The organism is Bradyrhizobium sp. SRS-191 (assembly GCF_024586915.1).
Classification (GTDB): domain Bacteria; phylum Pseudomonadota; class Alphaproteobacteria; order Rhizobiales; family Xanthobacteraceae; genus Bradyrhizobium.
Genome location: NZ_JANBVS010000006.1, coordinates 332,370 through 356,378 on the forward strand (window position 1 = coordinate 332,370; position 24,009 = coordinate 356,378).

Annotated in this window: 22 protein-coding genes; 10 read left to right on the forward strand and 12 right to left on the reverse strand. The window is 64.2% G+C overall.

From position 1 onward, the window contains the following. Positions 1-57: 57 nt before the first annotated feature. Together NLR35_RS14125 and NLR35_RS14130 are read right to left on the reverse strand one after the other, a co-directional pair. The gene (locus NLR35_RS14125) at positions 58-618 is read right to left on the reverse strand and encodes a hypothetical protein (protein WP_257167134.1); all 561 of its coding nucleotides are present in this window, start codon (positions 616-618) and stop codon (positions 58-60) included. A 219-nt stretch (positions 619-837) separates the two neighbouring features. Continuing rightward, positions 838-1,221 (reverse strand): hypothetical protein, encoded by a 384-nt coding sequence (locus NLR35_RS14130; protein WP_257167135.1) that lies wholly within the window; start codon positions 1,219-1,221, stop codon positions 838-840. Positions 1,222-2,350: 1,129 nt separating this feature from the next. Here NLR35_RS14130 and flhA point away from each other — a divergent pair. Further along, positions 2,351-4,480 carry a flagellar biosynthesis protein FlhA gene (gene flhA / locus NLR35_RS14135; protein WP_257167136.1) on the forward strand — a complete coding sequence of 710 codons (2,130 nt, stop codon included), beginning with the start codon at positions 2,351-2,353 and terminating at the stop codon, positions 4,478-4,480. Positions 4,481-4,851: 371 nt separating this feature from the next. Beyond that, a complete protein-coding gene (locus tag NLR35_RS14140) occupies positions 4,852-5,052 on the forward strand; it encodes a hypothetical protein (RefSeq protein ID WP_257167137.1) in 201 nt (66 codons plus the stop codon). Positions 5,053-5,183: 131 nt separating this feature from the next. Here NLR35_RS14140 and NLR35_RS14145 read toward each other — a convergent pair whose 3' ends face one another. From NLR35_RS14145 to fliI, 4 genes are all read right to left on the reverse strand, one after another. Continuing rightward, complete coding sequence (locus tag NLR35_RS14145; protein WP_257167138.1) at positions 5,184-6,206, reverse strand: anti-sigma factor domain-containing protein; 1,023 nt, start codon at positions 6,204-6,206, stop codon at positions 5,184-5,186. A 60-nt stretch (positions 6,207-6,266) separates the two neighbouring features. Then, complete coding sequence (locus NLR35_RS14150) at positions 6,267-6,815, reverse strand: sigma-70 family RNA polymerase sigma factor (RefSeq protein WP_006613999.1); 549 nt, start codon at positions 6,813-6,815, stop codon at positions 6,267-6,269. A gap of 150 nt (positions 6,816-6,965) precedes the next feature. Then, the gene (gene fliJ / locus NLR35_RS14155; RefSeq protein ID WP_006614000.1) at positions 6,966-7,385 is read right to left on the reverse strand and encodes a flagellar export protein FliJ; all 420 of its coding nucleotides are present in this window, start codon (positions 7,383-7,385) and stop codon (positions 6,966-6,968) included. 109 nt (positions 7,386-7,494) lie between these two features. Then, the gene (fliI, locus tag NLR35_RS14160; RefSeq protein WP_257167171.1) at positions 7,495-8,817 is read right to left on the reverse strand and encodes a flagellar protein export ATPase FliI; all 1,323 of its coding nucleotides are present in this window, start codon (positions 8,815-8,817) and stop codon (positions 7,495-7,497) included. A 439-nt stretch (positions 8,818-9,256) separates the two neighbouring features. Between fliI and ctrA the strand changes: the two genes are divergently transcribed. From ctrA to NLR35_RS14175, 3 genes are all read left to right on the forward strand, one after another. Then, positions 9,257-9,958: a response regulator transcription factor CtrA gene (gene ctrA / locus NLR35_RS14165; RefSeq protein ID WP_006614002.1), complete on the forward strand. Its 702-nt coding sequence runs from the start codon at positions 9,257-9,259 to the stop codon at positions 9,956-9,958. Positions 9,959-11,321: 1,363 nt separating this feature from the next. Continuing rightward, entirely contained in the window at positions 11,322-11,549 is a 228-nt protein-coding gene (locus NLR35_RS14170; protein WP_257167139.1) for a hypothetical protein, read from the forward strand. A 214-nt stretch (positions 11,550-11,763) separates the two neighbouring features. Next, positions 11,764-12,492, forward strand: coding sequence for a hypothetical protein (locus tag NLR35_RS14175; RefSeq protein ID WP_257167140.1), 729 nt, complete (start codon positions 11,764-11,766; stop codon positions 12,490-12,492). Positions 12,493-12,879: 387 nt separating this feature from the next. Here NLR35_RS14175 and NLR35_RS14180 read toward each other — a convergent pair whose 3' ends face one another. The 6 genes from NLR35_RS14180 to NLR35_RS14205 form a co-directional block, all read right to left on the reverse strand. Beyond that, a complete protein-coding gene (locus tag NLR35_RS14180; protein ID WP_257167141.1) occupies positions 12,880-15,009 on the reverse strand; it encodes a phospholipase D-like domain-containing protein in 2,130 nt (709 codons plus the stop codon). A 603-nt stretch (positions 15,010-15,612) separates the two neighbouring features. Further along, positions 15,613-17,016 carry a dihydropyrimidinase gene (gene hydA / locus NLR35_RS14185; protein ID WP_257167142.1) on the reverse strand — a complete coding sequence of 468 codons (1,404 nt, stop codon included), beginning with the start codon at positions 17,014-17,016 and terminating at the stop codon, positions 15,613-15,615. A gap of 33 nt (positions 17,017-17,049) precedes the next feature. After that, positions 17,050-17,778 (reverse strand): aspartate/glutamate racemase family protein, encoded by a 729-nt coding sequence (locus NLR35_RS14190; protein WP_257167143.1) that lies wholly within the window; start codon positions 17,776-17,778, stop codon positions 17,050-17,052. Between the two features lie 274 nt (positions 17,779-18,052). Then, positions 18,053-18,832 (reverse strand): ABC transporter ATP-binding protein, encoded by a 780-nt coding sequence (locus NLR35_RS14195; protein ID WP_257167144.1) that lies wholly within the window; start codon positions 18,830-18,832, stop codon positions 18,053-18,055. A 1-nt stretch (position 18,833) separates the two neighbouring features. Next, positions 18,834-19,643, reverse strand: coding sequence for an ABC transporter permease (locus NLR35_RS14200; protein ID WP_257167145.1), 810 nt, complete (start codon positions 19,641-19,643; stop codon positions 18,834-18,836). A 1-nt stretch (position 19,644) separates the two neighbouring features. After that, entirely contained in the window at positions 19,645-20,652 is a 1,008-nt protein-coding gene (locus tag NLR35_RS14205; RefSeq protein WP_257167146.1) for an ABC transporter substrate-binding protein, read from the reverse strand. Between the two features lie 224 nt (positions 20,653-20,876). On the opposite strand from NLR35_RS14205, the gene NLR35_RS14210 reads away from it, so the two are divergent. The 5 genes from NLR35_RS14210 (at position 20,877) to NLR35_RS14230 (ending at position 23,972) form a co-directional block, all read left to right on the forward strand. Then, positions 20,877-21,623: a GntR family transcriptional regulator gene (locus tag NLR35_RS14210; protein WP_257167147.1), complete on the forward strand. Its 747-nt coding sequence runs from the start codon at positions 20,877-20,879 to the stop codon at positions 21,621-21,623. A gap of 69 nt (positions 21,624-21,692) precedes the next feature. Further along, complete coding sequence (locus tag NLR35_RS14215) at positions 21,693-22,097, forward strand: DUF350 domain-containing protein (protein WP_009028393.1); 405 nt, start codon at positions 21,693-21,695, stop codon at positions 22,095-22,097. Position 22,098: 1 nt separating this feature from the next. After that, positions 22,099-22,491 (forward strand): hypothetical protein, encoded by a 393-nt coding sequence (locus tag NLR35_RS14220; protein ID WP_257167148.1) that lies wholly within the window; start codon positions 22,099-22,101, stop codon positions 22,489-22,491. Between the two features lie 61 nt (positions 22,492-22,552). Next, the gene (locus NLR35_RS14225; RefSeq protein ID WP_257167149.1) at positions 22,553-22,795 is read left to right on the forward strand and encodes a hypothetical protein; all 243 of its coding nucleotides are present in this window, start codon (positions 22,553-22,555) and stop codon (positions 22,793-22,795) included. A gap of 1 nt (position 22,796) precedes the next feature. After that, the gene (locus tag NLR35_RS14230; protein ID WP_257167150.1) at positions 22,797-23,972 is read left to right on the forward strand and encodes a glutathionylspermidine synthase family protein; all 1,176 of its coding nucleotides are present in this window, start codon (positions 22,797-22,799) and stop codon (positions 23,970-23,972) included. The last annotated feature ends 37 nt before the right edge of the window (positions 23,973-24,009 follow it).

Below are 24,009 nucleotides of genomic sequence, written 5' to 3' on the forward strand. Positions count from 1 at the left end.
AACTGGACATTTGGAAATTAGGCGACGGCGACTATTGACCTCCCATGGCCAATCCGTTCAATCCCGGAAACTCTCGGCCGGCTTGATCGGCACGATATCGTAGCTTCGATAGAGCTGTTCGAGCGGTCGCCAATCCGACAGCACCGTACGGTACATCCACCGATAATAGCGCTTGTTGCGGGCAATCTCTTCAACCCGGTCCCGGCCAACAAACCGGGATGTCGCCTCGATCTCCAGCCAATTCACCAACAGATGGAGATAGGTCGAGTATTCATCGTTTGCTCCCTCGGGAAATCCGACAGGCGCCGCCGGATAGCGGCGCTTCAACTCGGCGATGAGAGGCGAAGCTTCGTCCGCAATCTTCAACATGGTCAGATACCAATGCATCTGCTCATGGAGATACTCGCAGAGGATTGCGTTCGGGTCGTAAAGCTCCGTGTTCAGCGTCAACACTGGATGGCTATGAGGGATCGACGTCGGCGACACCCGCAACTGCCTGGTGTATTCGAACGGACGCAAGTCGTGCTCAGCCTGCCACCGCTTGATGCACGCGATGATCTTTTCCGCTCTCGATTGCGCCAGCGACAAGTCGATCGAGTATTCAAAGCCATCCTTCATTGCATTCACTCACGGAGCTATCCCGTCCGCCGTTCTATCGTAGCGCGCGGGCGCGACAAGTCCGCATTGAGCAGATCGTCAGATGAGAGCCCCGGCACAGTAGAGTAGCCAAGGTACCGTCGATTGATAGGATCCGAGTGATCCGGCGTTCAGGTCGATTTTGGCGACTTGCCCCTCCAGATAGTGACCGGACCACCAGGACGACCACATCCACCAGCGTCAGGCTCGATCGAGCCCCTGCGGAAGACTGATCCAGATGACGGTCTGCTCCTCTGGGGAATGGAGGGTCCTGTGTCCCTTGCCGTGCGTGTCCTCGAACAGGATGAAGCCTCCGGTCGGGACGTGCCTTCGGTCTCCGTCGCTTGTCTGGTACTCCGCCGATCCGCTGAGCCGGACGGTGAGCGAGCGCCGCGGCACGGTGTGCCAGTCGACCAGTCCTGCCCCAGCCGGAATACGTGTGAAGCTGATGTGTGTGCTCGCATATCTTGCGGACACGTCGAAGATGGCAGCCTCCGGGTGAACCTGCCGCGCGACTGTCGGAATGTCGACTTCATCGAAATGCGTTTCGCCATCTTCGGTGGCGTAGACCCGTAGGCACTTCATCAAAGCCTCCACTCCAGACCGTCGGGACTATTTAGCGGAGACCGCGATGAACTGCGAACGAATCGCGCGTGGGCTTCGTCTCCGCCGCTCGCGCTGCGCCGACCGCGAGGATCCTCCCCTCTTGCCGGACCCAATTCTGATTGACCGAATATTGTTCTTTTCTTTTTTCCGAAATCATGTATATCTCTTCCCGTCCTGCTTCCGCCGGAGGGGCGTGTCGCGACCGTCACGAGACGTGGGAGGTGGGATGCGATGGGCGCAAGGAATCGCAGCGTGGCTTTACGGCCGCGCGGACGAACGGTTCGTTGCGCACGGCGAAGTCGTGCGGTCCTGATACCCCGATGCTGGTATCAACGCGGTGCAATGCCTACGCATTGCACTGGGGATGGTGGCCAACAAGCCCGGCGCACCAGGGAGACCACGTATAAGCCGTTCCAACCGTCGCGCGGGGAAGGCCGGGCGTTCTCGGCCAGACCTGTGGTGACTGCCGCCTGCTTTTTTGCTGCAGGCGGGCCACGGGCGCGGCCAGCGCCCGGCCTTCCCTGCGCCCTCCTCTTTCGAGGGCGGATCTGATGCGAAAGCCCCGGGCGCGAGGCGCCGCGGGAGAGGATGGCGCATGTCTGCGAGAAGACATCCATTCGTGAACGGCGACGGTCCGGCACGGCCGGGCCTCATGGTTCGAGACGCCGCTGCGCGGCTCCTCACCATGAGGGTTTGGAGCGGAGACCGGTGCAGCACTTTGTCCACGCGCTGCGGGCTCATGGCAGAGCGCGCGCGGCAGGCGACATGCTTCGAGCCGTACAACGCAGCCCCTCCCCTCACCCTGAGGAGACCGCCGAAGGCGGGCGTCTCGAAGGGCGAGGCCCGGACGGTTGCGGCCTCTCGCCATGCGGCAGGAGCGCGTATCAGTCTCCCCCGCAACCTCTTGTTAACCGCCGTTAACCGAACGCTAACCATACACCGGGCAAAAATTGCCGAGTGGAATCTGCGTGTCGTGGTTGGGTGCGGTTGACGGAGGAGAGCTTCCGTGGACGCCAGCGCAGTACCTCAGTTTCGGAACGGCGGCCCCGTGGCCGCCGCGCAGTCGTTTGGGGCCGGCAAACGCGGCCCGCGGGAAGGGGCGAAAGCCATGGTCGACGTCACGGCGGGTCAGGGAGCCGGATCTCCGGCCGGTTTTTCTTTTGCTGACCTCAAGACCGCGGTCCTGCGCGGCGACATCGCGCTGGCGCTCGGCATCCTCACCATCCTGGTGGTGCTGATCCTGCCGCTGCCCTCGCTGGTGCTCGACCTGTTCCTGGCGATCTCGATCACCCTGTCGATCCTGATCCTGATGACCGCCTTGTTCATCCAGACGCCGCTGGAATTCTCGTCGTTTCCAACCATCCTGCTGATCTCGACGATGCTGCGGCTGTCGCTGAACCTGGCGTCGACCCGGCTGATCCTGTCGCGCGGTCACGAGGGCACGGATGCCGCCGGCCACGTCATCGAGGCGTTCGGCAACTTCGTGATGAGCGGCAATTTCGTCATCGGCATCATCGTGTTCGCGATCCTGGTCACGGTGAACTTCGTCGTCATCACCAAGGGTTCGGGCCGCATCGCCGAGGTCGCGGCGCGCTTTCACCTGGACTCCATGCCCGGCAAGCAGATGGCGATCGACGCCGACCTCTCCGCCGGCCTGATCGACGAGAAGGTCGCCAAGGCCAGGCGCAAGGAGCTGGAGGACGAAAGCGGCTTCTTCGGTGCGATGGACGGTGCCTCGAAATTCGTTCGCGGCGACGCGGTCGCCGGCCTCCTCGTCGTCTTCATCAACATCATCGGCGGCATCATCATCGGCGTCGCCCAGCAGGGTCTGGGGTTTGCCGAGGCCGCCCGTACCTACACCACGCTGACCGTCGGCGACGGCCTGGTCACCCAGGTGCCGGCGCTGATCGTCTCCACCGCGGCCGGCCTGCTGGTCTCGAAGGCCGGCGTCACCGGCGCCGCCGACAAGGCGCTGATCAAGCAGTTCTCCGGCTATCCGCAGGCGCTCGGCATGTCTGCCGCCGTGATGCTGGTGCTGGCGCTACTACCGGGCATCCCGACCATCCCGTTCCTCGCGCTCGGCGGCGGCGCCGCCGCGCTCGCGCTGAAGGCGCGCCGGTACAAGGAGGTGGCGAAGGCCGAGGAGGTCGCCGCGGCCGCCGCAGCGCCGGCCGCAGCCGCGGCCAGCGCCGCGGCCGCCGAGGAGCCGATCTCCGCGGCGCTCAAGATCGACGACCTCAAGATCGAGCTCGGCTATGCGCTGCTGCCGCTGGTCAATGCGCCCGATGGCACCGACCGGCTGACCGACCAGATCAAGGCGCTCCGGCGCTCGCTGGCGATCGAGATGGGATTCGTGATGCCCTCGGTGCGCATCCTGGACAACGTGCAGCTCGAGGCCAACACCTACATCATCAAGATCAAGGAGGTCGACGCCGGCTCCGGCAAGATCTGGCCGAACCAGTTCATGGTCATGGACCCAGGCGGCAACCAGGTCGCGGTGCCCGGCATCCACACGACGGAGCCGACCTTCGGCCTGCCCGCGACCTGGGTCGATGCGGGCCTCAAGGAAGAGGCGACGCTGAAGGGCTACACGGTGGTGGACGCGGCGACCGTGCTGTCGACGCATCTGACGGAGCTGCTCAAGGCCAACATGAGCGACCTCCTCTCCTATGGCGAGGTGCAGAAGCTTTTGAAGGAGCTGCCGAAGGAGCAGGGCGAGCTGGTCAAGGACATCGTGCCGACGCAGATCACGATCTCCGGCCTCCAGCGCGTGCTGCAACTGCTGCTGTCGGAGCGCATCTCGATCCGCGACCTCTCGACCATCCTCGAAGGCGTCGCCGACGCCCTCGCCTTCTCGCGCAACCCGGCCACGATCGTCGAGCACGTTCGCGCCCGCCTGGCACGCCAGATCTGCGCCCAGAACACCTCGCCGATGGGCTATCTGCCGCTGATCGCGCTGTCGGCGAAATGGGAGCAGGCGTTCGCGGAGTCGCTGATCGGCCAGGGCGAAGACCGCAGCCTCGCGATGCAGCCGTCGCGGCTGTCGGAGTTCATGACCGCGACGCGCGATGCGTTCGAGCGCGCGGCGCGCGAGGGCGAGTCGCCGGTGCTGGTGACGTCGGCGGCGATCCGCCCCTTCGTCCGCTCGCTGGTCGAGCGCTTCCGCGCCCAGACCACGGTGCTGTCGCAGGCCGAGATCCACCCGCGGGCGCGGCTGAAGACGGTCGGAAGCGTTTGAGGACGGGAGGCGCGGAACCTGCGAGTCAGTCCCAAGTTGTTGAAGGCAGGCCGGTCCAAAAGGCCGGCTTTGCCATTTTTCCAGGCAGATCCGACTGTGCTTTACCGCCACAGGCAAACGATTTCTTAATTTTGCGTTAGGTGGCCGATATTTCCGCCGCAGACCGAACCAGCCGTCAGGCTATTGTAATAAAACGGATTATTCACTTTCCATTCATCGGCAGTCGCGCGGCATCACGCCTTATCACACGCTTGTGATGACCACTACGAAACAGAATCGAGGTTTCCTACGTTCTTGCAGGCGAGACGATGAACCGGAACGCCGCCGGCTCACACGAATCAGCGAAGGACGGAAGGCGGCAGGAGGCTTCCATGAACCACTCGATTTACAGCGCGGATCGGACGACCCACCTCAAGATCGTGGTGGTTGCGCTCGTGGCTGGCATCGCGGTGGCCGGCTTCGGCATCTCCGCCCGCCTCAATGCGGAAACGAACTACACGCAGACGGCGAAGGTCATCAAGGCCGGCAAGCCGGTCGCGGTGACGAGTTCGGAAGCGTCGCTGGTTCGTTGATTGGAATTTCAGGAATTCACGCGGTTCTCACAGCCCCCCAACTGGCCGCGTGGATATGTAGTAGACCCAACCCCAAGTCGACTACCGAAAACGCCCGCTCCCCACGGGCGTTTTCTTTTTTGCCTTTGGCCTCACTTGCCCGGCGGCACCGTCTCAATCAGCTTCCCCGTAAACACGATCGGCCCCGTCGCCTGCCCGGTCGGCGACCCGCCCTCCGGCTCGACGGTGACGGCGTAGGTGGCGCGGTTGACGGTGTCGGCGTCGTAGGCCGAGAGAACGGGACGGCTGGTGAAATCGCCGCCGCCGATCACGCCGAGCGAGCGCGGCTTCTGCAGCTTGTCGGAGACGATCCACAGCTCGAAGCTCTTGCCCGGCTCGGGCGCGGCGCCGACGCGGCGAACTGTGTAGCTCTTGCTGCCGGAGTCGACGGTGAGGATGAAGGCCGGCGAAGCCGCATCCTTCTGCAACAGCGCGACGAACTGCGCGGCGGGTTGCGGCGCAGCCGGCACCTTGACCTCGACAGTCTGGATGCGCGGCTTGGGCTGCAACGGCGGCGGCAGCAGATCCGGGCGATAGAGCTGGACGCCAAGCAGCGCGAGCAGCACCGCGGCAACTGCCGTCATGGCGTTGGCGACGGTGCGCAGCTGCCTGACCTTAGAGGCGAGCTGAACGACATTGGCGTTATCGTTCGCAACCTCCCGTGCCGCAGAGGCGCGCCGCTGCGGCACGACGGGAGGCGCTTCGGCTGGCGTGTCCAGGCGTGCGATCTCAACGGCGGCATCGACATTCGGAGCCTGCGGCGGGAGCGCTTCGGCCGCCGGAGCCTCTGCCACGACAGCCGGAGCTTCGGCAGCCTGCGGGGTCACGACCGCCGGAGCCTCAGCGTCCGCCTCTGCGGGAGACGGGGAAATAACTGCGGCCTTCGCGCCGGACCGCATGATCTCGGCCTTGATCCGGTCCCACAGCTCGGGGCGCGGCTCGACCAGCCCGACCATCTGATTGAGCGGCCCGAGACGAAATTCCCAGGCCTGGACCAGCGCCGCGAATGCCTGGTCGACGGTCATCATGGTCTCGACCTGCGCGCGCTCGGCGGCGTCGAGCGTGCCCAACGCATATTCCGCCGCCAGCGCGATATGGTCTTCGCTATACGCCATCACAGGTCCAGATCACGTCACCCACAAGGTCTGTCGTCCAGGCTCAGTCCAAACCGCCTCTCATCCGATCCCGAGGCATTGGCGAATATCCATCATGCTCCGCCGCAGCCAGGTCTTCACCGTATTCACCGGCGCCTCGAACTTGGTCGCCAATTGCTCGCGGCTCCAGCCGTTATAGTAGGCAAGAAGCACAAGCTTCTGCCGGTCGGGCTCGAGCCGGCCGACGCATTCCAACAGACGCTTGAGCTCCTCCGACATCTCGCGCCGCGCCAGCGGATCGGGCGTCTCGGCCGCGACCTCGAGCGCGGAGGGCTCATCCTCCAAAGACAGCTCGCCGCGCTTGCGCACGAGGTCGATGGCGCGGTTGCGGGCAATCGCCGCCATCCAGGTAATGGGGGAAGACACCGACGGATCGAACTGGGCCGCGTTGTTCCAGACCTTCACATAGGTTTCCTGCACGACCTCCTCGGCGAGGTCCTGACGGTGCAAGATACGGAGCACGACGCCGTAGAGTTTCGCGCGCGTCGCCGCGTAGAGGCGCTCGAACGCAGCCTCATCCCCCTTGGCGACCGCGGCAAGCAGCCAGACCAGCTCTGCCGGCGTCAGCATTCAGCGTCCCCGAAAATCGCCCCACTCCCTCGCTCGAACCTGTCCTCCCGTAGCACAGATCGCGCGCGGCGCTCCAGCGGGGCCGGCGCGACGAAAAACCCGGACCTTGCGGCCCGGGTTTTCGACAAGTTCCGACCATGACGGTCCGGCTCAGGCGATGACGCCGAGCCGGGCGCGCATCAGGCCGATACTGTCCATGTCGGCCTGTTCGCGGGCGCTCTCCTCGGCCTTTTCGCGGGCCTGGTCGCGCTCGTCGAGCAGCTCGACCTTCTTCATCTCCTCGAACGCCTCGGACAAAGCGGCCTTGGCGTCCTCGAGCTGGGCGCGCAGCTCGTCGGCGGAGCGCGTCAGGTTCTCGCGGCGCTGGATCGCCGCCTTGGCATAGGTCGGATAGGCAAAATGGGTCGGGTCGTTGATGCCGGCCCGCTCCTGCTCGGTCTGGATCTCCCGCTCGAGCTCAGACGACATGCGCTGGAAGTCAGCGATCATGCCCTCGATCTGCGTCACCCGGCGGCGTTTCTCATCCACCTGAAATTTCTTCAGACGGATCAGCGTTTCGCGCGACTTCATCGACTCATACTCCCCAGAAGTCCCGTAGACGGCGCGGGACAGGGCCGGCCGCCCTTACTGGGCCTGCCGACTAGGCTCGTTACATGGAGGGGATGATTACCCGACAAAGTTAGCTTTCCGTTTCCAAGCGCCCCAAGATCTGTTCCAGCTCCCGATACCCCTGCGCGAGCCCACAGACCTCGTCCTTGCGCTGCCTGAGGAATGCCTCCAAGGGCTCGTGCAGCCGGATCGCCTCGTCGACCTCCGGGCTGGAGCCCGCGCGATAGGCGCCGAGCCGGATCAGCTCTTCCATGTCGGCGTAGGTCGCCATCACCTGGCGCGCCCGCATGATGGTCGGCAGAAACACCGGGTCGGCCGATTTCGGCATCGTCCGCGACACCGATTTGAGAATATTGATCGCCGGATAGCGGCCACGTTCGGCGATCGAACGCTGCATCACGACGTGGCCGTCGAGAATGCCGCGCACCGCGTCCGCGACCGGCTCATTATGATCGTCGCCGTCGACCAGCACCGTGAAGATCCCGGTGATGGTCCCATCGCCGCTGCCGGGCCCGGCCCGCTCCAGCAGCTTCGGCAGTTCGGTAAAGACGGTCGGCGTGTAGCCCTTCGCGGTCGGCGGCTCGCCGGCCGACAGCCCGATCTCACGCTGCGCCATCGCAAAGCGCGTCACCGAGTCCATCAGGCAGAGAACATCCTTACCCTCGTCGCGAAAATATTCGGAGATTGCGAGCGTCAGATACGCCGCCTGCCGCCGCATCAGCGCCGGTTCGTCCGACGTCGCGACGACGACGACGGAGCGCGCGAGACCCTCCTCGCCGAGATCGTCCTGCAGGAACTCCTGCACCTCGCGGCCGCGTTCGCCGATCAACCCGATCACCGAGATGTCCGCATCGACGTTGCGCGCCAGCATCGACAGCAGCACCGATTTGCCGACGCCGGACCCGGCGAAGATGCCGAGCCGCTGGCCGCGGCAGCAGGTGAGAAAGGTGTTCAGGGAGCGCACACCGAGATCGAGCGGCGCACCGACGCGCTTGCGCGAATGCGCCGGCGGCGGATTGTTGCGGTAGGGAACCGGCGAGGCGCCTGACGGCAGCGGCCCCTTGCCGTCGATCGGCTCGCCCATCGCGTTGATGACGCGGCCAAGCCAGGCCGGCGACGGCCGCACCTGGTTGGCCGAGTTCGCAATCACCGCCCGGCAGCCGCGCCGCACGCCCTCGAGGCCCGCGAACGGCATCACCACCGCATTCTTACCGGAAAAGCCGATCACCTCGGCAGGAATGACCGAGCTGCCGGTCTCGATCACGATGCGCGCGCCGACCGACATCGCGTGGATGGGCCCGGCGATCTCCACCATCAATCCCTTCACGCCGACGACGCGGCCATAGGTGTTCACGGCGTCGATGTCGTTGATCTGCTCGGCCAGCGCCTTCATCATGAAACGCCCTTCATCACGAAATGCCTTTCATCGCGCCCCGCCCTTCATCACCGCACCGCCTTCATTGCGAAAACCTTAAGTAGGGGCAGATTCGCGTCGCCGGTTTAACTCTGTGTTTACTCGCATCATTAATCATTGCGTCATGGTCTGGAGTGACTGACGTAGTGCGCCTTGCCGCCCCCCAAAAGCGGTGAGGAACGAGAGTCGGTTAGTTCCATCTCTTCACATGGAGCTTGAACGAGGACGGCTGAGAAAAACTGCTTCTTCGCAACACCTTACGGCGATTCGACAAAAATTGCACGGATAGAGCTTGCGCAGCGGAATCAGGATTTGTTAACCATCTCTCGTCAGGATCCGAATCAGTTGTTCAAAGGCGTTTTGAGTGCCGCGGTGGCGGCCGACCTGACGCCCGGAGCGGCGACTATGGGGAACTGGCATGCGCGTTTTGCTGATTGAGGATGACAGCGCCGTCGCGCAGTCGATCGAGCTGATGTTGAAGTCCGAGAGCTTCAACGTCTACACGACTGACCTTGGCGAAGAAGGTGTCGACCTCGGCAAGTTGTACGACTACGACATCATTCTTCTCGATCTCAATCTGCCCGACATGTCCGGTTACGACGTGCTCAAGCAGTTGCGCGTCTCGAAGATCAAGACGCCGATCCTCATTTTGTCCGGCCTCGCCGGCATCGAGGACAAGGTCAAGGGTCTCGGCTTCGGCGCCGACGACTACATGACCAAGCCGTTCCACAAGGACGAGCTGATCGCCCGCATCCACGCCATCGTGCGGCGCTCCAAGGGCCACGCCCAGTCGGTCATCCAGACCGGCGACCTCGTCGTCAACCTCGACACCAAGACGGTCGAAGTCGGCGGCCAGCGCGTGCACCTGACCGGCAAGGAATACCAGATGCTGGAGCTGCTCTCGCTCCGCAAGGGCACGACGCTCACCAAGGAGATGTTCCTCAATCATCTCTACGGCGGCATGGACGAGCCCGAACTGAAGATCATCGACGTCTTCATCTGCAAGCTGCGCAAGAAGCTCGCCAACGCCTCCGAAGGCCGCAACTTCATCGAGACCGTCTGGGGCCGCGGCTACGTGCTGCGCGAGCCGCACGATCTCGACGAGCGCATTCCCGCCTGATCTTTCACTGGGTTTACCGGCGAGCCTCACAGCTCGCTCCTCCCAGACTGGGCCCCGCCGCAAATGGCGGGGTTTTTGTTTGTGGGGGTGGTGATTGGTGATGGGTTGGCCCTTTGCGTCTTGGGCGATCGGCATTGGAGCCAAGCTCTCGCCAATCGCACGGTGCGCTCCCCTCCCCCTTGCGGGGAGGGGTCGGGGGTGGGGGTCCCCGGAAATGGTCTGCATGAGACTCACCGCACTCTAGCGGACTAAGTGAACTCGTTGCTCGTACCATCCCTGCCCCAAGCTCCGTCCTGAGCAAGAAACCCCCACCCCCAACCCCTCCCCGCAAGGGGGAGGGGAGCCGACCGCCGTCGCCGCAACAGCACGGCTCAAACGTCCACACAGGCCCCTCGCCTCGCTCCGTCATTGCGAGGAGCGAAGCGACGAAGCAATCCAGAGTCCTCGCTCGGCCCTGGATTGCTTCGCTGCGCCCGCAATGACGCTGGGGCGCGTTCACCTCAAGACGCTTGCATGACATCTGCGGATGCGCCTTCAACGGACATGCGGACGAACCATCGCGATCTCGCAGCGCCCCGCGCCTGAGTTGTTCGGCATCCTCACCGCCCTCCTCCAAACTGAGGGCGCAGGGAAGGCCGGGCGCTGGCCGCGCCCGTGGCCCGCCTGCAGAAAAAGAATGCAGGCGCGGCAGTCACCACAGGTCTGGCCGATCACCCGGCCCTCCCTGCGCGATGGCTTTACGATTTATACGCGATCTCCTTGGGGACCGGCTGTCTTGCCCCCATCACCCGCAGGCCGCGTCAACCGCAACGCCCACGTGCTTGGCCTCAGCTTCGGGAGGCCAGGACCACGCGATTTCACCGTGCGCTAAGGGATCGTTCGTCGGCACGGCGAACCATGCTGCGCTCCGAAGCGCCCATCGCATCCCACACCGACGTCCGTGACGACCGCGAAGCGTCCCCTCGTTGGGGCGGGACGAAGCGGAGTAAAGCACATTTTCTGAGAAAACGAAAGAAGAATTTTTGAGAAGCCGAAATCGACGCGCGCCGTGCTCGACTCGACGGCGTCTGCGCGACTTTCCGGGTGCACCGCAGGACGATCGCCTATGTCGATCTCGGGCTATCGCCAAGACCAACTCTGGCAGTTGGTTACTCAGTCGTGCCCGAGCTCATCCCCCTTGCGCGGCCCGAGCCGCATCGGCACGGCGAAGGCCCGGCCATGACGATGAGGAAACAGATGAACGCAATACTCCCGTCTCGTGCGATCGCCTTGCGGTGTACCGCGAGGCGACAACCTCGCACCGTGGCTCCCCCCCTGGAAAATATGATGTGACGCGCTATCGTCGACAAAGAAGGAGCCGGACATGACCAAATTGCTCGATCAAGCGCTGGAAGCCGTTCGCCGCCTCCCCTCCGAGGCGCAAGACGAGATCGCGCGCGCGATGCTGACGCTTGCCGGCGAGGATCACGAGCCTGAAGACATCGTCCCGTCGCACCTGCCCGATGTGCTGGAGAGTCTTTCCCAGGCGAAGCGCCGACAATTTGCCACCGATGCCGAGATCGAGGCCGCGTTCCGCCGCTTCGATCCATGAAGCTTCGCTTCACGCCGCGCCGACAACATCGCGGCGATCGCGGACGACATACGCAATCAGATCCGCGCCGCCCGACGCAATTAGATCACATCGGCGCACCTCGGTGCTACGACAGCCGCTTTCGATCGGACTAGAATTCGAACAATTTGCGACATACATATCTAAATTGATCGTCGTGCATACCTAATAGTGATTGACCAGCTGGAGACCACGCATGCGCATCCTTCCAAGCGAGATCATATTCGCTATTGAATCTATTATCGGATTGAAATCTACCGACATCGACGACCGGAGACTGAAGCACCACTATCTACCGGAAGTTAAGGCTATCCTCGCGCTACTCAATGACGTACCCAGCGAGCTATTGGAATTGCCGTTTCAGAGCTATTTGGAGTTAACTCGCTGCCGAGCCGTTCTTGCCGTGACAGTCGCGCGCTGGGAAGTCGGCGACACGATTGTCGTCCGCGACGTGGACGGCAAAGACGCAATTGAGCGTGTCCGCCGATTGATGTTGCAATGTCGAGATACTGTCCCTCCTCCCAAGCCCGAACTACCATTTATTGAAAACGCCGACCGACGAGCAAGTATTGAAGAAAGAATTCGGGCTGCATGGATAGACTTTAGTGCGCAGGAATGGCTCGGTGCAACGACATTTGCCGGATCTGCGTTGGAATCAATTCTCCTTTGGGCGATAGAAGACGCCAACCTAAAAACAAAGAAGGCGCCAAATGACATGGTTCTTTCCGAGCTCGTCGACGCCGCTGCGAGAGCCGGACTCCTGACATCCGACGGAGAAGCGCTTGCACATATGGCAAGAGACGCACGCAACCTCATTCACCCTGGACGAGTTGCAAAACTTGGAGTTACCTGTACCAAAGCCTCGGCGCTTACAGCAATGGCAGCACTCTATACTATCGCAGAAGAACTATCGAATAAGCCGTGAACTCCCCACCATCGGGCCTCGCCAAGTGCGATGCTGCGTCCCGCGCGTCAGTTTCCCGGCAATAGCTATTGAAAGCGCGGCTTGAGCGCCAGACTGCGACGCGGCTCCTATCGAAGATGGCACGCATGCGGCTTTCCCATTCAAGCAACCATAGCGCCGGCGTTTTCCGATGATCGACTTGGATTACAGTGACGCTGCATAAGACTACCCCGTGCTCAGCTTCCTCGGATGGTGGACGGACGGCCTACCGACACGGCTGCCGAGGACTGGAGCGATCGGATGCCCTTGATGAGCTTAGGGCAAAGAGACGAGATCATGATGCGATCCCGCGGACTCGCATCATGATCTCCCGGGCCTAGTCCGCGGTTACGGTTCTGCGCGCGGCGCTCAGCGTCCCTTCTTCTTCGTAGCACTCTTCTTGGCTCGCTTGGGGGGTTTGGTCGCGGTCTTCTTCGCTGGACGCTTCTCCGCCTTCTTGCCCACCTTGGCTTTCGCCTTCTTCGCTGAGGCATTGCGCTTGTTCTTCGTCTTCGACGCGTTCTTGACGACCTTCCTCTTCGTCGTCTTCTTGCGGCCGGCCAAAGTCTTCGCTGCAGCCGCAGCCTTCTTCGCTGTCTTCTTTGCCGGCTTCGCAGGCTTCTCGGCAGGCTTGGCCGTCCCGCCATTCTTCGCTGGCTTCTTCACCACGCCGCCACTGCTGCTCTCGCCACCGCTTGAAGCCGGAGCCCCGCCCGCCGCCGACAGCCAGAACCGCAGCTCCGGCGACTTCTCTTGCGTGCCCTTGATGTAGCGGTCCTGCCAGGTGTCGTCGCCTTGAAGCGGCTTGCCGAAGATGTCGGGGTGCTCTTTCAGCAGGAAGCGCCAGGCGTAGTGGTCGTAGAGGTCGAGGACGTGGCAGGCATACGCTTCGGCGAGGCCGCGGTGGCCGCGGATGATCAGCATGTTCTCGTCGTTGTTGTGCGAGGCGCGGAAGCCGAGATTGTGCGAGCCGGTGACGACGACGCAATCGTCGCTGAAGGGATCGATCACCACGATCTTGTTGTGGATGATGGCGAAGCCGTATTTGGCGAGCTCGCGCTCCCATTTGCCGAAGGCGTCCTGCACCGCGCCGGCCGGCACGCCGCGGAAATCGATGCTGCCCTTCTCGCCCGCCTTCTTCGGCTTGCCGGATTCGCCGACCACCTTGACCTCCGGCGCGTCGCCGTCGTCGTCGCCGCCGCCTTCCGAATGGCCGCCGGAATGCAGCGCGGCGGAGAAGTTGGTGGCGCGCACCGGGCTGGTCAGCGCGCCGCGCACGAACAGGTCCGGCTTGTCCTTGAGCAGCTGGCCGGCGACGTCGAGGATCGAGTTGTTGCCGGGATCGAAGGCAAGGAACAGCACGGCGTGCTTGGCCCCGCGCATCAGCTCGAACACCCGGCCCATGTCGTTCGGCGCCTTCGGCGCCTTGCCGAGCTTGCCGGGCGTGTTCGGCGAGAACATCGGCTCGATGGTGACGCCATGGCCGAGATCGATCGGCGCCTGGATGGAGCTGGCGTTGTTGGCATGGGCGAAGTCGCGCAGCGTCTTCGATTGCAGCGCCGCCTTGTCGCCATCGGCGGCATCGACATCGGCCTTCAGCGCATTCCAATACGACAGATAGCGCGCGGCGAGCTCCGGGCTCTCAACCACCAGCGCGTTGTTGGTCTGGGTACACAGACCGGTGGAGGTCCAGTTGGTCGAGCCCGAGAGCACCGCGGCCGGCTTGCCGTTCTCGGTGAGCACCATGAACTTGTTGTGCGGGATGCTGCCCTTGCCGAGGATGCGGTCGATCACGGTGACGCCGGCCGCCTTCAGGTTGGTACGGTTCTCGGCATCGGCGTCGTCGGTGTCCTTGCCCTGCTCGTTGCCGAGGATGACGGTGCGGCTCTTCGGGTTCTGGTGCAGCTGCTTCTCGAGGCCATTGGGATCATTGAGCTCATAGAGCGCGGCGTGGATGGTGCCGCCACCGGCATCCGCGCGCTTCAAGAGCGACGTCAGGCCGTCCTGCAGCTGGCCCATCAGGTTGATGCGGATCTTGTCATTGGGATCAAGGATGTGTGGCGCCAGTGCCGGCACGCTCGGGTGATCGTTCAGCGCATGCGTCAACGCCTGGGTCGCGGTGATGCCGCGGTTGAAATAGACGTGGAACGGCGGCCGCTCCGGCGTCAGGGTGACCTGATTGCTCTCCAGCGGCGCGACGCCGGCGAGCGGCGTCAAGGTCTGGCCAGGCGTGCCGCCCATCGGCACGATGCGATATTTGTAGGTGCCGCCGCGCTTGGCCTTGAGGTCCTTCCACCAGAATTTCTGCACCGGGGCCTGGTCGGTATTGAGCTTGTCGGCGGTCTGCCCGGCAAAGCGCGCCAGCGCCGGCAGCAGGGTGTCTGAATTGTCGGCGAGATCGATGCGGTGAATGGCAAAGCCGAGACAGCCGTCGAGGCGGCGATCGAAGGTCCAGGCGACGACGGCAATATCATTATTGGAAAATGCAAGCGCGGGCATGGCGGCACATCCTTGTCTTGATGACCTCGAGCGAAGCGGCTCAGACAATATGTCGCAGGGTTGCAACAATGGTTCGACACATCCGGGGGAGGAAGGCGAGATCGAGGCGGGGTCGCGCTGCAGTGCGGGAGAGGACGGGGCAGCGCCGTGGAACCGGCCGGCTGCACATCAAACCGAACCCAAAGCCGCAACGACGGTGCGCTCCCTCGCCCCGCTCTTGCGGGGAGAGGGTTGGGGTGAGGGGCAGCCGCACGGGCGGTGTCGATGAAAATGCCCTCCTGACCCACGCTAGACGTGCATGAGGATGAGCGTCGCTGGGAAAGATTTCGAAGGAGAAGCTTCGCGGCTCATACTTCGCGTGGGGCTGCCCCTCACCCCGACCCTCTCCCCGTGAAGAACGGGGCGAGGGAGCGCACCGCCCGTGAGGTAGAGGACGGAGCGACCAACTATTGTGGAGGCGCGGTGCCTCACCCACGTCATTGCGAGGAGCCACCGGGTCTCGCTTTTGGCGAGCCCGAGGGCGGGCTCCGCGACGAAGCAATCCAGAGTTCCGGTCGCGGCTCTGGATTGCTTCGCTTGCAATGACGGTGGAAAGAGCTTGCCCTACGCCAATCCGCCCGGCTTGCCGCGCGTGACGTAGCGGCCGTCGCCCTTGGTGCCGGTGAGCTGGCCGTCGCGGACGACGAACTTGCCGCGCAGCATCGTCGCGACCGGCCAGCCTGTGATCTCGATGCCTTCGTACGGCGTGTAGTCGGAGCCGTGATGCAGACCCGTCTGGCTGATCTTGGCGGTCTTGTTGGGATCCCACAGCGCAATGTCGGCATCGTAGCCGATGGCGATGGAGCCCTTGTTCGTCAGGCCGTAGGTCTTGGCGTGGTTGGTGGCGGTGAAGGCGACGAACTGGTTGAGGCTGATGCGGCCCTTGCTGACGCCCTCGGAGAACAGGATCGGCAGCCGCGTCTCGACGCCGGGAATGCCGTTCGGCACCCAGCGGAAGCTGGTGCGGCCCTTCGGCGTCAGCTTGCCGGCTTCGTCGTCGTAGCGGAACGGGCAGTGATCGCTGGAGAACAGCGAGAACACGCCGCGTTGCAGGCCCTCCCAGCACGCCTCCTGGCTCGCCTTGTCGCGGGGCGGCGGCGAGCAGACATATTTGGCGCCTTCCATGTTGAGACCCTGCATGTCCTCTTCCGTCAGCACCAGATATTGCGGGCAGGTCTCGCCGTGGATCTTCAGGCCGCGCGCCTGCGCGCGGCGGATCTCCTCCATCGCCTCGCGGTTGGAGACGTGGACGATCACGATCGGCACGTCGATCAGCTCGGCCAAGGAGATCGCGCGATGCGTGGCCTCGCGCTCGACCGGAATCGGCCGCGACTTGCCGTGATAGTACGGTGCGATCTTGCCGGCGCGCTCGAGCCGGTCGGTGAGGAAGCGGATGGCGTCGTAGTTCTCGGCGTGGATCTGCACCAGGGCGCCCTGCTCTCGCGCGACCTGGAGCACGCCGAGGATCTCGTAATCGTTCAGCGCGAGACCCTCATAGGTCATGAAGATCTTCAGCGATGAATAGCCGTCGGCGACCAGCGCCGGCAGCTCCTGGCCGAGCACGGCATCGGTGGGGTCGGCGATGATGAGGTGGAAGGAATGATCGACGTAGCAGGCCTGGTCGGCCAGCGCGTGATAATCCTTGAGCGCTGCGCGCAACGGCTGGCCCTTCTCCTGCAGGCAGTAAGGCATCACGAAGGTGTTGCCGCCGAAGGCTGCCGCGCGCGTCGCGCTCTCGAAATCGTCGGCCATGACGATGCCGGGCCCCGAGGGCTGACTGATATGGACGTGGCTGTCGATGCCACCGGGCAGCACCAGCAGGCCCGATGCGTCGATGATCTCGTCGGCGTCGGTGATGGTCTCGCCGATCGCCGCGATACGGCCCTGTTTGATGGCGACATCGGCCTTGTAGGTGTCGCTCGCAGTGGCGACGGTGCCGTTGCGGATGACGGTGTCGAATGCAGCCATGTGACGCGCTCTCCCAATTCCAGCAATCGAGGCTCAGGCGAATTTGTGAAACAGCGATCCCCATTCGCTGATGCCACGGGGATCCGTGCCGGCCAGCTTCAGCGACTTCCATACCACGGTGGCGATGGTGTCGAGAATCGGAATGCCGGTCTCCAGCTCGAGCCGCGCCACCAGCGGGGCGGCGCGCATGTTGGTGCAGACCACCGCGATCGCATCCGGCTTCTCGCGCGCGACCTCGCGGATCATGGTCTCGATCTCGGCGGGCGTCACCTCGGCGAAGGAGAAATTGTCCTGCAGGTTGAGGTGCCGGTCGCCGCGGCAGGCGATGCCGAGCTTCGCATAGTTGGCGATGATGCGCGCCTGCACGTCGTCGCGATAGGGCGTGACGAGACCGAGCGATGTGGCTTTCGCGGCCGCCAGGATCTCGTTCAGCGCCAGCATCGAGGTGGTCGCGGGGATGCCGGTCACCGCCGTGATCTGCTCGCAGAGCCTCACGTCGGCCTCGAAGCCGAGCCAGCCGGACGAGGTGCCGTTCCAGCCGATGACGTCGACCTTGGCATGCGCGAGCAACTCAGCCGCGCGCAGGATGTTGCTGATGTCGAACTGCGCCAGGGCGTCAGTGGAGAGCGCGATCTCGGTGACCTTGAAGCGGGAGAAATGCGCGGAGACGTTGGGCAGGCCAGCGACCATTGCCGAGGTGATCGGCTCCAGCGCGGTGTTCGACGACGGCGTCAGCATGCCTAGAAGGGTGCGTTTGGTCATGGGTGAACGAGTCCCTTTGCCACAGTCGACGCCAACATGCGGGAAAATACTTCGACAGCAGCCGCAAGCGAGCCGCCCGTGACTGCACCCTCTCCCCTTGTGGGAGAGGGCATGTACGAAGGTGCAGCGAACTCGGTTGGGTGAGGGGTATGCCTCGACAAATGCGAACGCGGAAAGAGACCCCTCACCCGGTTTCTCACTTCGTGAGAAACCACCCTCTCCCGCAAGGGGAGAGGGTGCACTGCCCGTGTCGCCACATGGTGCCGATCGCGCATCATGCCAACGCCCTCTCCTGCTCCGCCCTTTCGCCCCTCAGGAGCGCAAGGATATGCCGCTTCAGCGCATTGAACTGCGGTGAGGTGATATCGCGCGGCCGCGGCAGATCGATCGGGATGATCTCGACGACACGCCCCGGTCGCGCGCTCATCACGGCGACATGCGTGCCCAAGGTCAACGCCTCGTCGACGCCATGGGTGACGAACACGATCGTGCCCTGGTGCTGCTGCCAGATCCGCACCAGCTCGGTCTGCATGTCCATGCGAGTCTGCTCGTCGAGCGCGCCGAACGGCTCATCCATCAGGATCACTTGCGGGTTCATCAGCAGCGCGCGGGCGATGCCGACGCGCTGGTTCATGCCGCCCGACAGCTCGGATGGATAGTGGTTCTCGAAGCCGGTGAGGCCAACCATGTCGATATAGATCTGCGCCCGCGCGCGGCGCTCGGCCTTCTGGCCACCTCCCAGCAGCAGGTGAAAGGCGACATTCTCCCACACCGGCAGCCACGGCATCAGGTTGGCGTGCTGGAAAACGACGCCGCGATCGGCGCCCGGCGCGGTCACGGGCCGGCCGTCGACGCTGACCGTACCGGCGCTCGGCTGCTCGAAGCCGGCGATCATGTTGAGAAGAGTCGACTTGCCGCAGCCGGACGGGCCGAGCAGGCAGACGAACTCGTTGCGCGCGATGGACAGGTTGATGTCGGAGAGCGCGGTGACGTCGGCGTTGCGCTTCTTGTCCGTAAAGATCTTGGAGACGCCGGAGATGTCGATCGTCGCCATGTCACTCTCCGCCGCGCAGGGTGGTGTTGCGCTGCCAGTGCAGCACGCGGGCCATCGCGGTGCGGATGGCGAGGTCGCTGCAGAAGCCGAGCAGGCCAATGCTCGCCATCGCCGCCAGCACCAGATCGTAGCGCAGGAAATAATAGCTGTCCCACAGCACGTAGCCGAGCCCGCTCTTCACCGCGACCATCTCGGCGGTGACGGTGAGCATCCAGGCCGAGCCGATGCCGATGCGCAGGCCTGCGAATATGCTTGGCATCGCCGCAGGCACGACGATGTAGCGCAGCAGCTTGCGCTCGCTGCCGCCGACCATGGCGCCGGCGCGGATCAGGTTGCGATCGCAGGTCTTCACGCCATGGATGGTGTTGAGCAGGATCGGGAAGAACGCGCCGAGGAACACCAGGAAGATCGCCGGCTTGTTGGCGATGCCGAACCAGATGATGGCGAGCGGGATCCACGACACCGGCGGGATCGGGCGCAGCATCTGCAAGGTCGGCTCGATCACGATCTCGATCTTGCGCGACCAGCCGATGGCGACGCCGAGCGCCACGCCGAGAAGGGTGGCAATGGCGAAGCCCGCCGCGACGCGCGACAGGCTCGCCAGCATGTCGGCCAGCCAATGGCCGCTATAGGTCTGGGTGTTGCCGTCGGTGCCGACCAGCCAGTCCGCCCACGCCCACACCACGGTCGACGGCGCCGGCAGCAGCGCCGCCGGCAACGCGCCCGAACGGGAGAAGGCTTCCCAGCCCGCGAGCACGAGCACGGGGACGATGGCGCGGTCGAGCTTCCTGAGCTGGGCGAGCGCCGTCATCTCAGTAGCCGAGCTCGGTCTTCGGCTTGCCGGTGGCGGCTTCCAGGAAGCGGTAGTCGAGGTTCTTCTCGACGGCGGCCGTGACGTCCGAGTTGATGTATTTCAGGTCGCGCATCATCGCGGCGATGGCGAGCGCTGAGGAGCGATACATCTTCGGATCGGGATCGAGGTTCTCGACCGCGCCGGTGGCGATCGCCTTGTCCAAGCCGGTGACCTTGGAGATGACCTCGATCAGCGCCGGCTTGTCGGCGGCGATGTGCGCGTCGACCCTCACCACCGCGCGCACCACGCCCTCCAGCGCCTTCGGGTTGGAGGCGATGACGTCGGAGCGGGTGAGGATCAGATTGGTCAGCTTGCCGGCGGCCTGGTCGTAGGGGAAGCCGAAGAATTTTGCCGCCTTGGCCTGCATGATCTGGGTGGCGAACGGCTCGACGGTGCAGATCAGCTCGACCTCGCCCCGGCGCAGCGCCTGCAGATGGTCGGACGGATTGGGGATGTTGATGAACTGCACGTCCTTGTTGATGTCGATGCCCTGCTTGGCGAAGGCGCCGCGCATGTGGATGTCCTGCGCATTGCCGCGCGAGGCGGCGACGCGGAACGGCTTGCCCTCGGCCTTGTACTTCGCAATCAGAGCCTTCAGCGCGGCCCAGTCGCCCTGCGGCAGATCAATGTCGTTGGCGAGCAGCATCGCCGAGCCGCCATTGACCTGGCCGGAGATGGCGACGACGTCGAAGCCCTTGTCGAGCGCGATGGCGTAGTGGAGGTAGGTCACCTGCGCGACGTCGATGTTCTTCGACACCAGAGCGGTCAGCGCATCGGTGCCGGTGTTGAAGCCGACCGCGTCGATGGCGACGCCTTCGGCGAATTGCGGCGTCAGCGACATCGGCGTGCAATGCGCGCATTTGGCGTAGCCGAGTTTGATCTTGGGTGCGTCGTCGGCGAAGCTGAGCGAAGGCAGCGCCAGCGCGAGCACAGCGAGAATGGGCAGCACGAAACGGTTCACGGTCATCTCCAAGGCAGGTCCCAAGGCAGGTCCCAAGGCAAGTCCAAGGCAGGTCGATCGACAGGCTTTCCCTGCCTTCAGCAAACCACATGCCATTTGGATGCGATATGCGATCTTGATTTTATGACGATATTTCAATAGCTTCTATTACATCGATTTTCAATGATTTGCCTGATCTGCGGGCGCGTCGCCCGAAATTCAGGCAATCGTGGGGAGCCACTGCAGCCGTCATGACCACCCCGGCATCCCGGCCCAAGCTCAAGACGCGCTTCAAGCCGGCGCGGCTGAAGCTGTCGTCCGACCAGCCGACGCGGCCGCTGGCGCGGTTGTCGCTGCATGATCAGCTCGTCGCCAAGGTGCGCGAGATGATCATCGACGGCGAGCTCGCGGCCGGCGCGCCGCTGCCCGAGCGCATGCTGTGCGAGACGTTCGGCGTGTCGCGCACGCCGCTGCGGGAGGCGTTCAAGATCCTTGCCGCCGAGGGCCTGATCGAGCTGCGCCCGCATCGCACGCCGGTGGTGACGCCGATCGACGCCCGCGAGATCGCCGAGATTTTCGACGTCATGGTCGCGCTGGATGCCGCCGCCGGACACGCTGCCGCCACGCGCGCAACGGTCGATGACATCGCCAGGCTCGACGGCATGCATGCCGAACTGGTCGCGATGCACCATGCAGCCGAGCGCGCCGCCTATTTCCGGCTGAACCAGCAGATCCACGCCGAGATCACCAGACTCGCCGGCAATGCCGTGCTGCTGAACATGTGGAGCACCTTGCATGCGAGCGTGTTCCGCGCCCGTGCGGTCGCCAATTACGATGCCACCCGCTGGGACGAGTCGCTCAGGGAGCACGAAGCCTTCATGACGCTGCTGCGCGCCCGCGACGCCCCGGGCTTCGCGCAGGCGCTCAGCGCCCACACCCGCAAGACCGGCGATTCCGTGTTGCAGATGCTGAATCAGGCCAGTCAGGCCGGCGGATAGACTTTCTTCACGTCGAACCGGTCAGGCTGGCGTCGCGACACACCAGAACTCCACGCGCCTGGCCTGATCATGATCCTGCAATCGCTCGCCGGCCTGCCGGCTTTCCTGGTGTATTTCTGTACCGCGCTGGTCGCGGTGACGGCGTACCTGTTCATCTACACCCGCGTCACGCCCTACAATGAATTCCAGCTGATCCGGGACAATCACCCGTCGGCGGCGATTTCGCTCGGCCTCAGCCTGCTCGGCTTCACCCTGCCTTTGGTCAGCGCCATCGCGCATTCGGCCAATGTGCTGGACTGCCTGATCTGGGCGCTGGTGGCGCTGATCGTGCAGGTCATCGTCTATTATCTCGTGCGCATCCCGGTGCCCGATCTCGCCAACCGCATCGTCGCCGGCGAGCTGGCCTCCGCCATCTGGCTCGGGCTGGCCTCGCTCTCCGCCGGCGCGCTCAACGCCGCCTCGATGATCTACTGACATGCCCGAGCAACGCCCCGAATTCGGCAAGCGAAGGCCGCTGCCGCCGCCGCCGCCGACCCCGCCGGTGAAGCGCTCCGGCCATGTCGCGTTGCTGCTGATGGGGACACTCGCCGTCGGCGGCACGGCCTACGCGCTGATGCCGCGCCAGCAGAGCTGTCCGGAAGGCGCGGAGACGCCGACGATGGCCGGTCAGCCGCAGACGGGCGAATGCAACTCGCGCCGTTCGAGCAGCAGCGGCGGCGGCGGCTCCGGCCGCTGGGGATTTTCGAGCGGCGACTCCGACTCTCGCGGCAGCGCTTCGAGCCACGTCGCCGACGCGTCCTCCGCCCACGTCTCGCGCGGCGGCTTCGGCGGCTTTGCGCACGCGTTCGGGTTCGGGCGCGGCGGCTGATTTCCGTCGCGGAGTTGCCGCGAAAACACCGCCTTTGTGTTGTTCGTTCGGATTCGGATCTTTGACACAGACCAACGATCATAAAAAACTCGCCCGCCGACTGATCGGAATGCATCCGGAGACACGTTCGCGCCGGATGGCGCCGACGACGATCGAGGCTGCCGCCATCGGGCAAGACCCTGCGGCGGAGCTACGCGTCCTCCGCGGCCGCGCCGTCAAACGCAGCGCGGCCGTGCTGTGCCCCGCGTCTATGGGCACGGCACATGTTGTTGCGTCGGTGGTTGTCGCGGCGGTGGATGGCTGAGATGCAGCGCATCCCCTGCCCCGAGCGCGACGACTGGCGGCAGACGGCCGAGCAATGCGGCTTCGACTTCTACGAGCTCGACGGCGAGCGCTATTGGGACGAGCGTGCCTACTACGCGTTCACGATCGCGGAGATCGAGCTCGGCATCGAGGAGCCGACCGCCGAGATCGAGCAGATGTGTCTGGAGCTGGTCGGCAAGGTCGTCGCCGACGAGGCGCTGCTGCGACGACTGAAAATCCCGCAGGCCTTCTGGCCGCTGCTGGCGGACAGCTGGAAGCGGAGAGATGACAGCCTCTATGGACGGCTCGACCTCAGCTTTCCAGGCTTTCGCGACGGCGGCCGCGCGCCGGCGAAGCTGCTCGAATACAATGCCGATACGCCGACCTCGATCTTCGAAGCCGCCGTCTTTCAATGGACCTGGCTCGAGCAGGCGATCGAGCGACGCATCGTCCCCGGCCGCGCCGACCAGTACAATTCGATCCACGAGCGGCTGATCGAACGCTGGCGGTCCCTGGGCAAGGGACGACGGCTGCACCTGACGGGAATGACCGGTGAAGCCGAGGACGCGGCCACACTGGCCTATCTCGCCGACACCGCCACGCAGGCCGGCTTGTCGACAACCGTGCTTGACATCGCCGACGTCGGCTGGCGCGACAAAGTCGGCGGCTTCGTCGATCTCGACAACAACGACATCGCGCTCGCCTTCAAGCTCTATCCCTGGGAATGGATGTTCCAAGACGCATTCGGCGCGAAGCTTTCAAGCGCGCCGACGCAATGGATCGAACCGCCGTGGAAGTCGATCCTGTCGAACAAGGGCCTTCTGCCGCTGCTCTGGCAGATGTTCGAAGGTCATCCAAACCTGCTGCCGGCCTATTTCGAGGACGATCCCAAGGCGGCGAGCCTTGGCCCGAGCTTCGTGCGCAAGCCGATCTACTCGCGTGAAGGCGCCAATGTCAGCCTGGTGTCCGACGGCGTCGCCGTCTCGGCCCAGGACGGGCCTTACGGTGCGGAGGGCTTCATCCGCCAGGCGCTGGCCCCGTTGCCGGATTTCGGCGGCGTTTTCCCGGTGATCGGCAGCTGGCTGGTGGCCCATGCGCCGTGCGGGATGTCGATCCGGGAAGATGCAACTCCGATCACCGGCAACCGCTCGCGCTTTTTGCCGCACGCGATCGTGTAGAGCGTTAGCAATAAGCAACGAAAACGCCTCGACACTC

Excerpts from the sequence above, each read along its gene's own strand:
- NLR35_RS14125 (WP_257167134.1), bottom strand. The coding sequence starts at position 618 with ATGAAGGATGGCTTTGAATACTCGATCGACTTGTCGCTGGCGCAATCG.
- NLR35_RS14130 (WP_257167135.1), bottom strand. The coding sequence starts at position 1,221 with ATGAAGTGCCTACGGGTCTACGCCACCGAAGATGGCGAAACGCATTTC.
- flhA (WP_257167136.1), top strand. The coding sequence starts at position 2,351 with ATGGTCGACGTCACGGCGGGTCAGGGAGCCGGATCTCCGGCCGGTTTT.
- NLR35_RS14140 (WP_257167137.1), top strand. The coding sequence starts at position 4,852 with ATGAACCACTCGATTTACAGCGCGGATCGGACGACCCACCTCAAGATC.
- NLR35_RS14145 (WP_257167138.1), bottom strand. The coding sequence starts at position 6,206 with ATGGCGTATAGCGAAGACCATATCGCGCTGGCGGCGGAATATGCGTTG.
- NLR35_RS14150 (WP_006613999.1), bottom strand. The coding sequence starts at position 6,815 with ATGCTGACGCCGGCAGAGCTGGTCTGGCTGCTTGCCGCGGTCGCCAAG.
- fliJ (WP_006614000.1), bottom strand. The coding sequence starts at position 7,385 with ATGAAGTCGCGCGAAACGCTGATCCGTCTGAAGAAATTTCAGGTGGAT.
- fliI (WP_257167171.1), bottom strand. The coding sequence starts at position 8,817 with ATGAAGGCGCTGGCCGAGCAGATCAACGACATCGACGCCGTGAACACC.
- ctrA (WP_006614002.1), top strand. The coding sequence starts at position 9,257 with ATGCGCGTTTTGCTGATTGAGGATGACAGCGCCGTCGCGCAGTCGATC.
- NLR35_RS14170 (WP_257167139.1), top strand. The coding sequence starts at position 11,322 with ATGACCAAATTGCTCGATCAAGCGCTGGAAGCCGTTCGCCGCCTCCCC.
- NLR35_RS14175 (WP_257167140.1), top strand. The coding sequence starts at position 11,764 with ATGCGCATCCTTCCAAGCGAGATCATATTCGCTATTGAATCTATTATC.
- NLR35_RS14180 (WP_257167141.1), bottom strand. The coding sequence starts at position 15,009 with ATGCCCGCGCTTGCATTTTCCAATAATGATATTGCCGTCGTCGCCTGG.
- hydA (WP_257167142.1), bottom strand. The coding sequence starts at position 17,016 with ATGGCTGCATTCGACACCGTCATCCGCAACGGCACCGTCGCCACTGCG.
- NLR35_RS14190 (WP_257167143.1), bottom strand. The coding sequence starts at position 17,778 with ATGACCAAACGCACCCTTCTAGGCATGCTGACGCCGTCGTCGAACACC.
- NLR35_RS14195 (WP_257167144.1), bottom strand. The coding sequence starts at position 18,832 with ATGGCGACGATCGACATCTCCGGCGTCTCCAAGATCTTTACGGACAAG.
- NLR35_RS14200 (WP_257167145.1), bottom strand. The coding sequence starts at position 19,643 with ATGACGGCGCTCGCCCAGCTCAGGAAGCTCGACCGCGCCATCGTCCCC.
- NLR35_RS14205 (WP_257167146.1), bottom strand. The coding sequence starts at position 20,652 with ATGACCGTGAACCGTTTCGTGCTGCCCATTCTCGCTGTGCTCGCGCTG.
- NLR35_RS14210 (WP_257167147.1), top strand. The coding sequence starts at position 20,877 with ATGACCACCCCGGCATCCCGGCCCAAGCTCAAGACGCGCTTCAAGCCG.
- NLR35_RS14215 (WP_009028393.1), top strand. The coding sequence starts at position 21,693 with ATGATCCTGCAATCGCTCGCCGGCCTGCCGGCTTTCCTGGTGTATTTC.
- NLR35_RS14220 (WP_257167148.1), top strand. The coding sequence starts at position 22,099 with ATGCCCGAGCAACGCCCCGAATTCGGCAAGCGAAGGCCGCTGCCGCCG.
- NLR35_RS14230 (WP_257167150.1), top strand. The coding sequence starts at position 22,797 with ATGCAGCGCATCCCCTGCCCCGAGCGCGACGACTGGCGGCAGACGGCC.